We start from the raw sequence: 14,280 nt of genomic DNA, 5'->3' as shown, positions 1-14,280 counted from the left end.
CCGGACGCCGAAGAACAGGGTCTCCAAGGAACTGCTCGTCGATCCGCCGCATCAGGCCAAGGTCTTGTTCGGCCCGCCCTTGGGCGTGTAGGAGAAAGACGAGCGCGCGATTGACAGCCGCTTGTACGGCTGGCTGATCGACATGTCCGGGCGGTCCGGCTCGATCATGCCGTTCGGCATTGTCTCTCGGACCAATGGCGTTCCAATGCCTGATCACGTCCCGCCCCAGGGCTTCAGCTTTCGTTCCAAAAAAGGGTTGGCCACCGCCAGCTCCCCGATCGATCTTGGCGTGACGCCCCTTTACCGGCTCCTCGTCACTCTCGGGCCTCTTGCGGCCCCCGCGATCAAACACCCCGGAGGCCCCTTCCAGCAGGGCTCGCCTCCATTGATGGATTATCGTCGGATGCACCCCGAACCGGCTCGCCAGTTCCGACACGGTCTCCTCGCCTTTCAGCGCCTCAAGTGCCACCTTCGCCTTGAACTCGGGCGCGTGCTGCTTGCTTTTTCGACATCTCTGACCTCCTTCTCGTCGAAGACCAGCTGAATGCAAACCCGTCGCTTATGTCAGTGTCCGAAGTTCAGGGGGTAGCTCAAAGTGTCCGGGATCGCCGCGAGGCATTCCCAAGTGACGTCGTCGACCACGTTGAGAACCTGGAAGTGTTGTCCGTTGGCAAACTGGTTATGCATTCGACGGGAAAACAGTCCCCCAGACTGTTTTCTGATCCGTCTCATTCCAGCGACCAGCGTGCGTTGGGTGGCGCCTCGACCAAGAGCGGGCCCCGCGTGCCGATCGCTTTGCGTCGGGCCTTCCGCTTACGCACCGTCAGTGTCGTCGAGAAAACGGTCCCCGGGACCGTTCTCTGATCCTCCGCTATCCTCGCATGGAACCGATAGATCCGATTGATGCCTGAAGGCTCCCCCTCGCGGCGCAAGAGGATGAAGAACGGGCGATAACCGAAGCGTCGGCGTTCGTTGACCAACTCCCGCAACTGATCGCGCAGCACCGCGTCCGGCACACGGTTAGCGCCTCGTAGCGGACCATCTTGCGATCCGCTTTGACAATCCGGCACGCCCGCCGTTCCGAGAGCCCAAGCAGGGCTTTCAGATGCGCGACCGCCTTGCGCTTCACGGCAGGTGTCAGCACTTTTTTGAAACCAGCTCCTTCATCGCAGCCAGATCCAGCATCTGCTCGGCCAGAAGCCTCTTCAGCTTCGCGTTGTCCATCCTCGAGCGTCTTCAGCCGCTTGGCCTCCGAGACCGTCATGCCGCCGAGCTTGGGCTTCGAGTTATAGAGCGTGCCTTCCGATATGCCGTGCTTGCGGCACAGGTAAGCGCACTTCTCTCCGTCAACGTATACGTCGACCGTGCTCGCCAAGGCTGCCGATGATCTGCTCATCCGTAGATCTTGTGCGCGTCATTCTCCGGCCTCACGTTCGAGCGGACCCTGGGCGGCGGCGGAGGAAAAAATCCCGTCGCAGGTCAGTCCTTCCGTAAGGCAAAGAATCCCCGCAAGCTCACAGCCAGTGCCACATGGTGCCCGCCCGGCGCGGCGGACTTCGGCTCCATTCGGATATCACGGATCAGGCCACGAAGGATCCTCGTCGGCCACGGCTGTGACGATGGCCTTTGCTATGGCTCGGCCGATGGGCAAATCTCCTAACAATAGCGATCACCACAGACGGATGCACAAGCACGGCAGGGGGATCGCGCATTTCTGCCAGCCATGTCGAAAGATCGGCTTTTCATGCCTCAAGACACTCTATCCTTGCCTTCATCGACCGGTGATATGGCTCGTACTCGGTAGCGGTCACGAGAGCCGCGTTCTCTGCCTCGGTCCGCGCCAAGGCCTTGCGGGAGGGGCGTTCGATTGCAAAAACCGGGGGCTGTTTCTCTCTCTTGGCGTGGATGACTTCACCGTGCGGCATTTCGAGAGCAGTTGATGCTCAGCATCCGGTTCTGGGTGACATGAGTGGGTATGTTGTACGCGTGCATCGCCAGTTCCGTGCGGTTTCGGACATCAAGCTTGCGGAAGATGTTTGTCAGATAATGCTTTACCGTCTTTTCGCTGAGGTTAAGTGACCGGCCGATCTCCTTGTTGCAGCAACCCCGGCGGATCAGGACATATATCTCTCCTTCGCGCTTGCTCAGAATGCTGGCATCTGCCTCGATCTCCAGCGCCGGTGCAGCTCCCCACGACCCCAAGACGCGCGCCGCCAGATGCGGGGTGATATGGCCGATGCCGTTGACGAGTCGGTTCAGAACATGAAACAGCTCGTCACCGGTGATCCCTTTGAGGACATAGCCGGCGGCGCCCAAGCGCATCGCTTCCATCACGTCCTGTGGCCGCTCTGATATCGTCAGGATCAGGATGCGGGTTTGGGACCCGGCATGGGTGATGGCCCGAATGGCTTCGATGCCCGAACCGGGGATCTCGAGATCGAGGATCAGGATGTCGGGGGCGTCACGCCGCACCAGGTCGATCGCGTCCGCGGCGGAATGGCCCGCACCGGTCACGCGAAATCCGCCAAAGCCCCCGATCACCTGGATCAATCCCTCTCGAACGATGGGATGGTCGTCGACGACGGCAACGCTGATCTCACTCATGGCTATGCTCCATGCTGTACTCGTGAAAACTGGCCCGGATTTCCATGCGGTGGTGGTCCAGATCCAGAACCTGAAAGATGCCCCCCAGATTCTCGATGCGATGCCGCAGATTGCGCAGGCCCATCGGCTGGCGGGTGACATCACGGCATGCGTCCTGACCGTGACGGGCGTCGTTTCTGACTGCGATGACTAGGATACCGTGATCGACGTACAGATGCACCTGTTGATCCCGTCCCCCCGCATGCTTGAAGGCGTTGTGCAGCCCCTCCTGCACGACACGGCAGATGGCGACCTTGACGGGCAGGCTTGGCTCCGGAAGGCGGTCCGCCAGAACGGTGCGGACTTCCGTCGAGGTTCGGCGCCGATGGTCCTCGACAAGGGCGGAAACCGCGTCCGCCAGGGGCAGTTCGGCGACCGGTCTCTGGCTGGTGCCGCTCAGCAGGGCCTGAACCTCGCTCATAGCCTCTTCGAGGATAAGCCGAACGCTTTGCACCCCGTCTTCCTGCGGTCCGCTCGAAGGCGGTGCGGACTTCATGCGCAGCAGGGCGACGGTGAGCAATTGGCCAATCCCGTCATGGATGTCCGAATTGATCTGACGAAGCTGCGCCTTCTGCTCCTCCTGCAGGCGGATGGTGCGCTGATGGATCCTGGCCTGTGTCTCCCGTGTTCGGTCAAGCAGCAGGACCAGGTCGGCCATCCGTGCGCTCAGATCGGTGCGCTGTCGCAGGATCACCGCATCGCCATAACGAAGGATCATGACCAGGATGGCGACGAACATGGCCCCGATGACGGTCAACAGGCCCCAGGTCTGCCAGCGGGCGCGGGTCAGCGCGTCCGAAACGACGGCCGCGTTCTGATAGTACTCCGCCACCGCGACGATCCGGTTGAGCGAACGGATGCGGATCGGAACATAGATCTCGAACTGCTGGGGGCCCGTGGTGGTGCTGGGCCAGCCGGATTCCACGTGGAAGGTGTCGCCGACCGATACTGATATCTCTCCTGCAAGCGCGGTTGCCAGCTCGTCGCTGACGGGCTGCGCGGAGCCCGTCAGGCCGGGGCGCGATGCGTAAAGAATGGTACCTTGGGCATTCCATATCTTCATTTCGGAAATGCCGAGCGCATCAGAGATGTCATGAAAATACGTATCGATGACACCGATAAGTTCCGGCGACAGCGTATCCGCCGCCAGATCCTCGGCATGCCGGTTCAGCATAGATTCAAGCACGGTCGCAGCGCGATGCCCGACCTCCGTCTCGACGGTCTGCTGCAGGCGCGATGCCGTCCAGACGCCCAGAATGGCCAGCCCCACGACGACGATCAGCGCGCAGCTGGACAGATGGCGCCGCAACAGACCCAGGCCCTGCCAGACAGGCCGAGAGCGCGTTTCCGGCGAGAGGAGAGGAGCGTCAGACATGCCGGTCAAACCACCCACCACGAGTTTCGGGATATGCCGTCGGATGTAGTCCACAAGGTAGCATATGCCCCCTCGTTCACATAGGCGTTATCAGTTCCGATCCGGTCCTATTGCGCTGTTCCGGATGATTTCGGTGCCTGAAACAGCGGTCCGAAGAATCTCCATCTTCCTGAAGTTGCATGGCAATCTGCGCGCCCACACCGGGCGTTGTGCCAAGGCCCGTGTGGTCCATCCGGCGATTCGCCGGTCGCAGACGCCATGGCGACGAAAGTCGCCATTGCTGGGGACCTAACGCCGTATTGGGGACGGCCCGTCTTGGCGTAACCTGTCGACATGGGCCGCCGTCCCGATACCGGGGGTGGACCAAGTATCTTGTAAATGGCTTGCGCCGACGTGAACGCCTCTCCACCCATGGTGAGGGAGATCACCCTGTCATGCGCCGGCCTCTGGTCACGTCAGGGAGATGATCATGGCAACGAGCTTTCATGTGAACGTGCATGACCTGAGCTTCATTCTGAAGCAGATCCAGGTTTCCGAACTCCAGGCATCGACGCCGGGCATGACGACCGTGGAGGCGATCCAGGCGGTCTACGGCGTCAGCGCCGCGGATGCGGCCCTGATGCCGGTGGGCCTGCGGACCGTGGACGGCAGCGACAACAGCCTGTTGCCCGGAACCGAGAGCAACGGGGCAGGGGACACGCCCTTTCCGCGCCTGTTGGACCCGGTCTATTCGAACGAGGGTGACGAAAACCCGTTCTTTGGAATCTCGAACACGAACTACGGGAACAGCGGCAATGTCGTGGACAGCGATCCGCGCACGATCTCAAACCTGATCGTGGACCAGACGCCCGCCAATGTCGCGGCCATCTATGCGGCGTTGAAGGCCGTGGGAACGACGGGCGTCGATGCGAATACCGCCGTCGCCGCGATCACGGTGGCCTACCAGGCGACGCTGAACGCCAAGGGGGCCGACGTCGCCGTGGAGGCCGCCGAAACAGCGTTGAGCGCCGAGACCGCGGACCATGGCGCGGCCGTCGCAGCCTTCAATGCCGCAGAGGTGCGCGTGGCGCATTTCACCTCGGCCGGTCCGCTGGCGGAGGTTACGGCGGAGGCCGCCGACGCGGCCAGCGACGCGCTGACGGTACTTGTCGCCGACGTGGAGGGCGGAAACGACGTCACTGGATCCCTTGCCACGGCCTTGGATGCCGCCCTCGCTGCCAAAGACGCTGCGGATGCGGTGACGACCGCCTTGGGCGGTGATGCCGTTCCCGCCGCTCAGGCGGTGGCCGACGCTGCCCAACAACTGCTGGAGTTCCTGGATACCGCCGCCCAAAGCCTTCCGATCGATGAGGCGGCGCTGGTCGAAGCTGTAGAGGCCTTTGGGGCGGTGCTGGGATCGGACGGCCATGCCGCCGACAGCGTGGACGCGATCCAGGCCGGACTGGCGTCGGCAGAGGATCAGGCCGACGCCGCTGCGACGGTGCGAGACGCCGCGCAGGCCGACCTTGCCGAGGCGCAGGCGGATTACAATACCGCGGTGCAGCAGGCGCAGACTGCCGGAACACCCGCCCAGACCGCGGACTTCCTAGCGGACACCTTGGAGCATTACGGGCTGGCCACCGGTCCGGAGGGGGGCCTGATCATCGACCATGTGTCGCCCGATGTCGGCCTGACTGCGCCCTTCAACAGCTTCATGACCATCTTCGGCCAGTTCTTCGACCATGGCCTGGACCTTGTGAACAAGGGCGGCAACGGCACTGTCTTCATTCCGCTGCAGGCCGATGACCCATTGATTGCCGGCGCCGACCAGATTTTCGGCACGGGCGACGATCTTCCCGCAAGCCTGCGGTTCATGGCGCTGACCCGGGCCACCCCGGTCCTGGACGAGAACGGAGTGGAGCAGCACGTCAATGCCACGACGTCTTTCGTCGACCAGAACCAGACCTATACCTCGCACGCCTCGCATCAGGTGTTCCTGAGAGAGCAGGTCCGCGTCGAGATCGATGGGGTGACCAAGGCCTATTCCACGGGCCACCTGCTGGACGCGTCGAGCGAGACCGGCTCTCTGGACGGTGCGGTGGGGACGTGGGCCGACGTCAAGGCGCAGGCGCTGTCGGTCCTGGGCATCCGCCTGGAGGACATGGACGTCCACCGGGTGCCGCTGTTGGCGACCGATGCCTATGGCAACCTGATCACCGGGCCGAACGGCTATGCCCAGATGGTCATGGCACCCGACGCCACCCATTCCGGCCCCTGGCTGCGCGAGGGCACCGCCGAAGGGATCACGACGCAGGGCAGCATCGCGGCCGGTCCGGCCTTCCTGGTGGACATCGCCCACCATGCGGCGCCCAGCAGCACGACGACGGATGACGGGGACAGCGTCACGGGCGATGACAACAACGCCCAGACCTATGACGACGAAATGCTGGATCTGCACATCGTGTCGGGCGACGGGCGCGGCAACGAGAACATCGCCCTTCAGTCGATCCACTCGATCTTCCATTCGGAACACAACCGCATGGTCGAGGAGAACAAGCACACCATCCTGGATTCGGGTGACGTGTCATTCATCAACGAATGGCTGCTGGTGCCGCTGGCCCAAGGCACGGACCTGACCACGGTCGACCCGGCCGATCTGGTGTGGAATGGTGAACGCCTGTTCCAGGCTGCGCGGTTCACGACCGAGATGCAGTACCAGCACATGGTCTTCGAGGAATTCGCCCGTCGCATACAGCCCGGGATCGATCCGTTCGTCTTCACCAATTCCGCCGATATCGATCCCTCGATCATGGCCGAATTCGCGCACGCGGTCTATCGCTTTGGCCATTCGATGCTGACAGACACCGTGGACCGGCTGGACGCCCAGCTTATGCCGGTGAACGGTGATGCGGAACAGATGTCGCTGATCGAAGCATTCCTGAACCCAGAAGCCTTCACGGGGTCAGGCAGTTCGCTGGACGAGGCGCAGGCGGCGTTCATCCGGGGCCTGACCTCGGACGTGGGCAGCGAGATCGACGAGTTCATCGTCCCCGCCCTGCGCAGCAACCTGCTGGGTCTTCCGCTGGACCTTGCCGCGCTAAACATCGCGCGGGCACGCGATACCGGCGTCCCGTCGCTGAACGAGACGCGGGCCCAGCTCTATAACGACTTCGGCCTGCCGGACCTGAAGCCCTATGCCAGCTGGACCGATTTCACGCAGTATCTGAAGAACCCGTTCTCGATCGCGAACTTCATCGCGGCCTATGGAAACCATGCGTCGATCACCTCGGCCACGACCCTCGCCGACAAGCGCGAGGCTGCCACCCTGCTGCTGTTCGGCGACGGCACCAACAGCGATGGCGTGACGATACGCGGCGTGACCTACACGAACGAGGATCGGCTGAACTTCCTCAACGGGCGGGGCGGCTACGGCGCCGGCAACGACCGGGGCGGGCTGGACAATGTCGACCTGTGGATCGGCGGCCTGGCCGAGAAGGTGACCGAGTTCGGCGGCATGCTGGGCACCACCTTCGGCTTCATCTTCGAATACCAGATGGAGCAGCTGCAGAATGGCGACCGGTTCTATTACCTGTCGCGCACGCAGGGTCTGAACCTGCTTGACGCGCTTGAGGCGAACACCTTCGCCGACATCGTCATGCGCAACTCGGCGCTGAGCGGCGATTATGCCACGCATATCAACGCGAACCTGTTCCTGACCCCGGACATGATACTGGAACTGGACCGTGCCATCGCACAGCGCGACTACAACGGCGCGGGTGCTGGCCGTGACCCGGTCTGGGACGACCCGATCATTCAGAGCCTCGACCCCAAGGTGATCCGGGTGGATTCCGGTGTCACCGACGCGAACGGCCATCAGGTCGGCGGAGAGCTGCATTTCCGCGGCGGCGAACATGTCGTCCTGGGCGGGACCGAGGGTGACGACTACATCAAGTCGGATCTGGGTGACGACGCGCTGTGGGGCGATGGCGGCAACGATTACCTGAACGGCGGGGCAGGGGCCGACCAGGTCTTCGGCGGCGACGGTGACGACATCATCGAGGACACGTTCGGCGACAACTTCCTGCGCGGCGAACGGGGCAACGACGTCGTCTCGTCGTCCCGGGGCATCAACCTGCTGTTCGGCGGCGAGGGGCGGGACGCGCTGCTGGTCGGTCAGGACGCGGGCGAGGCCTTCGGTGGCGAGGGCAACGATTTCATCCTGGGCGGTTCCGGCGGGGACAACCTGCTGGGTAACGAAGGCAACGACTGGATCGAGGGCGGAGAGGGATTCGACGTCATCTCGGGCGACAATTCGGAACTGTTCTTCAACTCGACCATCATCGGCCATGATGTGGCCTGGGGCCAGGGCAACGACCAGGACTACGATCTTGAATCGGGCGACGACATCGCCCTGTCCGGGATCGGCGTCCAGCGCTTCGAGGGCATGTTCGGCTTTGACTGGGCCAGCGCGAAATACGACGTGGCCGGTGTGAACTGGGACTTCAACATCCCGATCTTCACATCGGCGCCTGCGGACATCCTGCGTGACCGCTTTGACCTGATGGAGGGGATGTCGGGCTGGATCCACAACGACACGCTGCTTGGCGACAACCGTGGCGGGACCGTGGGCGACACGGATGCGGCGGGCAGCTTTGACGACCACGTTCTGACCGCGGCGGGCATCGACCGCATCAACGGGCTGCGCAACTGGTTCGACGGCGCGCTGGAGACCCTTGGCGGACCGGGAGCCACAAGCTTCCGGGACGGTAACCTGATCATGGGTGGCGCGGGGTCCGATCGCATGATGGGGCGCGGCGGCTTCGACGTCATCGACGGCGACGCCTGGCTTAATGTCCGCATCCGCATCGAGGTCGACGGAACCGTGTATTCCGCGGAATCGCTGAACAGCTCTCAGGCGGCCGCCGGACCGTATGCGGGCAGGGTCTATGCGATGGGTGCCGATGGGCGGCCGGACTTTTCTGCGCCGGCCTTTGGGGGGCGGTCGCTGACCTCGCTGCTGCTGGACCGCACGATCAACCCCGGCGACATGTCCATCGTCCGCGAGATCGTGACGGCGGCATCTGGCACGGCCCGTGACAGGGCGGTCTTTGCAGGCGCGCTGGACGAATACGAGATCGAGGGGCGCGGCACGCAGCTGCCGGGAAGCACGTTGATCCAGGCGGCGCGTGACATGAACGGCGACGGCTTCATCTCTGTCCGCGACCTGGGCGGGGACGGGCGCGCGGCCTTCGATGATATCGATCTGATCCGCAACGTCGAGGATCTGGAATTCACCGATCAGGTCATCGCCATCGACACGCCCATCGGCATCAACGTGAACCTGGCGCTGGACGTCGATGGCGCCCCTGCGGCCTTGCCGGCCATCGGTGCCACCATCGGCCGCATCACCGCCGAAGGCGTTCCCGGCACCTTTGCCCTGGCTGCCGGCAGCAGTCCCCTGTTCGGCGTTGCAGCCGACGGGACGCTTGCCGTGACCGGCACGCTTGGCCTCAATCAGACGCATCAGCTGGATCTGACTTTTGCGACGTCGGGGGTCAGCAGGACGGAACGTCTGCAGGTCCTGACCGGCAGCAACGCGGCCAATACCATGGCAGGATGGGCCGGGGACGACCTGATGTACGGCTTGGCCGGAACGGATGTCCTGACGGGCGGCACGGGGGACGACGTCCTGTTCGGCCAGGCCGGAAACGATCAGCTGACCGGCGGCGCTGGGCGCGACATCCTGATCGGCGGTCGCAACAACGACCAGGTGCAGGGCGGCGCGGGGGACGACCTGATCCTCTTTGCATGGGGTGACGGGAATGATGCGGTCGACGGCGGCGATGGCACCGACCGGATGCGCATCTCTGGCACAGCCGCGAACGAGACCCTGACTGCAACCTGGAACGGTGCCGCGCTGACTGCGCTGACCGGGTTCACGGCGATCACCTCTGTCGAGCAGATCCACGTCGATCTTGCGGGCAGTGCGGACCGGTTGGTCTATGCCGCCGGATCGGCCGGCGTCGTCGTCGACCTGGGCGCGGGGACGGCGTCGGGCTTTGCCTTGGTTGCCAACATCGCTTCCGTCCAGGGCGGGAACGGTGCCGATGTCCTGACCGGGAACGATCAGGCCAACACGCTGAACGGTGGGGGTGGAAACGACTTCTTCGTGGCAAGGGCCGATGATGCCAGCGACCTCTACACCGGTGCGGCGGGCTTCGACACGCTGGACCTGTCCGCCTATTCCGGCGACCTGTCGGTCGATATTTCCTTTGCCACGGCGACGATCCTGGGAACGGGCACGACAGCAGCGCTGTCCGACCGCGTCCAGTCGGTCGAGGCCCTGATCCTAGGCGGCGGCGCGGACATCGCCTTCGGCAGCGCAGGGGCGAACCACCTATGGGGCGGCGACGGTGACGACACGCTCAGCGGCGTGAACGGCAACGACACCCTGGAGGGTGATGCGGGCAACGACATGCTGATCGGCGGCGCTGGTTTGGACGTCCTTGTCGGAGGGCTGGGCGATGACGTCTTCGTCTTCGCGACACCCGCCCACAGCACGCTGGCGGCGTCGGACGTGATCATGGACTTCGGTCAGGCGGGATCGGCGGGCGGCGATGTCATCGACATCGGCGACATGGCAGGACTGGCCTTCCAGTTCGTGGGATCGGGGGGCTTCGCATCCGGCGGGACCAACCAGGTGCGCGTCTTCAACAACGGGACGGACACGTTCGTTCAGATCGACACGGACACCGACGTCGCAGCCGAAGCGCAGATCCGCATCCTTGGCATCCACGAACTGGCGGCATCGGACTTCATCCTGTGACGGCTGATCCAGATTGATAAGCATCATGACCGGCTGGCAAGGAGGTTCCAATGCCAGCCGGTTTCCCAAGATCACAGGAGCAGCTTGGTCATTTGCCGCAGACGGGGCATTTCTTCAGCGAACTCAACCTATGCGTTGATCAGGAAACCCACACCTACCTGATCCCCAAAGGATATGACGTCCGCGTGGCGCATTCCGTTTGCGGGCTCTCCGATCTGCTGCATCTCGACCGGGCGCTGCCATTGATGATCAAGCTGATGGTCGATCTTTTCGTGCAGCTGTCGAATTTCCAGCTCAGCCTTCAGATTGATGCGATATTCGGTTTTGCCCCGCAGGCGGTTCTGGGTTTCCTGCCGGCGCTGGCTCATCATGATGATTGGCGCCTGCAGGGTGGCGACGCAGGACAGCATCAAGTTGAGGAGGATAAATGGTTAGGGATCGAAGGGCGGCTGCGGCAGGCCCAGAACGTTCGTGCCGATCCATGCCGCCAAGGACGCCGACGAACATAAGGATGAACGGGCAGCTGCCGCCAAAACGTGCGACCCTGTTGGCCATCTGGTCTCCGAAAGTCAGGCGATCGTCCAGCGGCCGGCTCCCGCTGGCGCGACAGAATGGTGCCAGCCTCCAGACTGTCCAGCACTGTTTTGTCCAGGGCCCACAGCTCGCCATGCGCGTCCTTCAGCATGCGTTCGACGTATTGCCTGCGAATTTGCACCAGATCGGTCTGGTAGACGATGGGGCCACCGGACCGGTCCGGTCGCTCCGCCTTGATCAGGGCAGACAGTCCAGGGCGAACTGACATTCAGGCATGCAGCGCTGTCAGCGGAAAGATCTGTCCGCAAGTATGGCAGAGGGCGGATTTTTGACCGGGTTCGCGGGACAGAGGTTCTCATGGGGACCATTCGGGGATGACGCAAGGCCATGGTGCGCCCCGACCCGATCTGCAATCATCATGCCGAACGGGTCTGCGCGTCGCCCGGCAGTGAGGATCCGGGCGGCATGAAGGCGGCAGTTGCCGCGATCTGTAAGGCGCCGGCGCAGCAAGGCAGGGTCCGACAAGGATCCAGTACACCGGAATGCGTCGCCTCCGCATTTGGTACAGAAAGACAGGCAGGAACATCGATCATCGACAGCGGACGGACGGTGATCTGCATCTGCGGACCGTCCGTCTAGGGGTGGGTAAACCCTTCACCGACGATGTCGTTTGTTACCGTCAGTAGCAGCTTCCGTTGACACAGGACGCACCACCGGCAAGCGCGCCGATCAATGCGCCCTTGGTCTTGGACCCTCCCAAGGCGTCGGCCGCCAAGGCCCCCGCACCCGCGCCGCCCACCGTCCGGACCGCGGCGCTATTGAGCGGGCTGTCGTGGTAGCCACCACCGCCGGCACATCCTGCCAGCGCCAAGACAACGGCCGTTCCCATCGCTCCGAATGTCGTCTTCATTTCCTGCCCCTCGATCTTGTTCTGAATTGCCCGAACAGCCTAGCGCGCGCCCTTGGGGATGATAATCCCGACCTCCTTCAGAAACACGTGATCCGCATGGCAGGCGTCAACTGTAGGCATAGACCAACAGCGCGACGCCCAGGATCAGGCGATAGACCACGTATGGCGTGAAGCTGACGGCCCTCAGCAGCCGCATCATCAGGGACAGGGCGACAAGGGCCGCGACAAAGGCGAAACCTGCAGCGATCCCGGCCTGTGCGACCGCTGCACCGTCGAAGTCCGACATGACGTCGCCCGCCAGAAGCGCGGCCGAGGCGATGATGGTGGGGATCGACATCAGCATCGAGATCCGCGCCGCGTCCTCGCGGATATAGCCCAGGGCCCGCGCGCCCGTGATCGTCGCCCCCGATCGCGAGGTTCCGGGGATCAACGCCACCGCCTGCCACAGGCCGACGATGACGGCGTCCCGCATCGTCCAGTCCGCGGTCCGCTTGCGGCCCTCTCCACGCTGGTCGGACCAGTAGAGCAGCAGACCGAAAATGATCATCGTCCAGCCGATCACGGCCACCGACCGCATCATCTCCATCGCGCCGGACATCTTCAACACCAGCCCCACCAGGACCACCGGTATCGTGGCGACCATCAGTGACGCGGCCAGCCGTGCGCCGGGCGTGTCGATCCTGCCTCGGGCCAGCCTGCCGCATCCGGCGAGGGCCGCGGCGACGTCGCGCCAGAAGAACAGGATCACCGCGAAAAGCGTGCCGACATGGACGGCGACGTCGATGACAAGGCCTTGGTCCTGCATGCCGGTCAGTTCCGGAAGCAGGATCAGGTGGCCAGAGGAGGAGACCGGAAGGAACTCGGTGATCCCCTGGATGATGGCGACGAGGACAAGGTGGAAGAGGGTCATTCAGATTCCTTACGCGGGCAACGCGCCACTTCAGAGGCCCGTCATTCCAGTTGTGGAAATGACGGACTGTGGAGCGCGCCCGCTATCACCGACAGGCTCCGACCGCCACTCTACCCGGCCAATTTGCGCTTTTGATGACACCGCTTACCGAACAGATGAAGCAAAAGTGAAAGCGTGGACCCGTCCGGTATCCACGGAGAACAAGCACCGTTGGCGCGGGAATGCTGGCGTCCCCTGCGCATCGTGATGCTAGGTCGCGTACTGCCCCTGCGCTTCAGATCGGCATCAAACGACATGGGTATCCTCGACCTATGGTCGCAAACCGACAAGGCTCATGACGCTGCAGCCGCCGGCCGGCGCGTTCTATCCACGTTCAGGCGATGCATTTCGAACATCTGTCCGTCCCGCTCCGACGCTCGTCCAGGTGCCCTCGGCGGGGGTCGTCTCTGGTCGGCCTGTACCTGCGACATGCCAGTACTTCCACCGCAGTTGCGCTATGATTTTCCGCTGACATAACCGGGAGATGTCAGAGGTTTTGTGAGGTTACCGCAGACCATACCTCCCTGTTGGCGCAATGGTTGCAGTCTGCGGGACTATCAATGGCCGAGCTTCGCGATGACTTCGCGAGCTAAGTACAACTGATTGGTCGTGGCACGCGCTATGTTGATACGCCATCCTTCGCCAACGGCTCGTCGGTTCAAATTCAGTTGGCGTTACTGGCCATGGTTCGATTTGTCGCGACATATCCGTCCTGGACCGCATATAGATTGACGTTCGTAAGCATTGCGGCTGACGATCCCCTATTTTGATAGTCAGCTTACAGCTTTGATCATGGTAGGAAGTCAGCGTTACTGCCGGTTCGCCCATTTGCTTACAGCCCGGCTAAAAAATCTTTGAGAAGCACACTTCGTACAGAGCTTTTTGGAGCGCAAAGCCTTGGAGTAACGTGAAGACACAGAACATAATATGAGTTGCCCCCCTGAAAGCTGGGCACTGACGTAAGCTCTGTTTTTGCTGTCTGCTGATCTTCATCACGAGGGAGATCGACGATGTTGAAACGAAAGCGGCACGCCCCTGGGTTCGAGGCGAAGGTGGCACTTGAG

Annotated in this window: 8 protein-coding genes and 1 pseudogene; 2 read left to right on the top strand and 7 right to left on the bottom strand. The window is 62.9% G+C overall.

What is annotated here, in order from left to right; genetic code table 11:
• The 4 genes and pseudogenes from LZ686_RS18585 to LZ686_RS18570 form a co-directional block, all read right to left on the bottom strand.
• A partial coding sequence (locus LZ686_RS18585) for a transposase (protein ID WP_349548743.1) occupies positions 1–469 on the bottom strand: 469 nt, incomplete at its 3' end.
• 125 nt (positions 470–594) lie between these two features.
• Positions 595–1,418: pseudogene (locus LZ686_RS18580) on the bottom strand (transposase); the annotation flags it as partial.
• Between the two features lie 493 nt (positions 1,419–1,911).
• Positions 1,912–2,604, bottom strand: a complete 693-nt coding sequence (locus LZ686_RS18575; protein ID WP_167550408.1) for a response regulator — start codon at positions 2,602–2,604, stop codon at positions 1,912–1,914.
• Positions 2,597–4,072, bottom strand: coding sequence for a sensor histidine kinase (locus LZ686_RS18570; RefSeq protein WP_349548742.1), 1,476 nt, complete (start codon positions 4,070–4,072; stop codon positions 2,597–2,599). The genes LZ686_RS18575 and LZ686_RS18570 overlap by 8 nt, the downstream gene beginning before the upstream one ends.
• Positions 4,073–4,487: 415 nt before the next feature.
• Here LZ686_RS18570 and LZ686_RS18565 point away from each other — a divergent pair, with 415 nt between their 5' ends.
• Positions 4,488–10,823 carry a peroxidase family protein gene (locus LZ686_RS18565; protein WP_349548741.1) on the top strand — a complete coding sequence of 2,112 codons (6,336 nt, stop codon included), beginning with the start codon at positions 4,488–4,490 and terminating at the stop codon, positions 10,821–10,823.
• 50 nt (positions 10,824–10,873) lie between these two features.
• Positions 10,874–11,332: a hypothetical protein gene (locus LZ686_RS18890; protein ID WP_502922031.1), complete on the top strand. Its 459-nt coding sequence runs from the start codon at positions 10,874–10,876 to the stop codon at positions 11,330–11,332.
• A gap of 441 nt (positions 11,333–11,773) precedes the next feature.
• On the opposite strand, the gene LZ686_RS18555 is transcribed toward LZ686_RS18890, so the two are convergent.
• The 3 genes from LZ686_RS18555 to LZ686_RS18545 all read right to left on the bottom strand — a co-directional run bounded on the left by LZ686_RS18555 (position 11,774) and on the right by LZ686_RS18545 (position 13,177).
• Positions 11,774–11,977 carry a hypothetical protein gene (locus LZ686_RS18555; RefSeq protein WP_349548739.1) on the bottom strand — a complete coding sequence of 68 codons (204 nt, stop codon included), beginning with the start codon at positions 11,975–11,977 and terminating at the stop codon, positions 11,774–11,776.
• Positions 11,978–12,036: 59 nt separating this feature from the next.
• Positions 12,037–12,267 (bottom strand): hypothetical protein, encoded by a 231-nt coding sequence (locus LZ686_RS18550; RefSeq protein ID WP_139599677.1) that lies wholly within the window; start codon positions 12,265–12,267, stop codon positions 12,037–12,039.
• Positions 12,268–12,373: 106 nt separating this feature from the next.
• Entirely contained in the window at positions 12,374–13,177 is an 804-nt protein-coding gene (locus LZ686_RS18545) for an undecaprenyl-diphosphate phosphatase (RefSeq protein WP_349548738.1), read from the bottom strand.
• Positions 13,178–14,280: the final 1,103 nt, after the last annotated feature.

Source organism: Paracoccus sp. NFXS7 (assembly GCF_040148865.1).
Taxonomy (GTDB): domain Bacteria; phylum Pseudomonadota; class Alphaproteobacteria; order Rhodobacterales; family Rhodobacteraceae; genus Paracoccus; species Paracoccus marcusii.
This window is presented reverse-complemented; position numbering and strand designations above follow the sequence as displayed.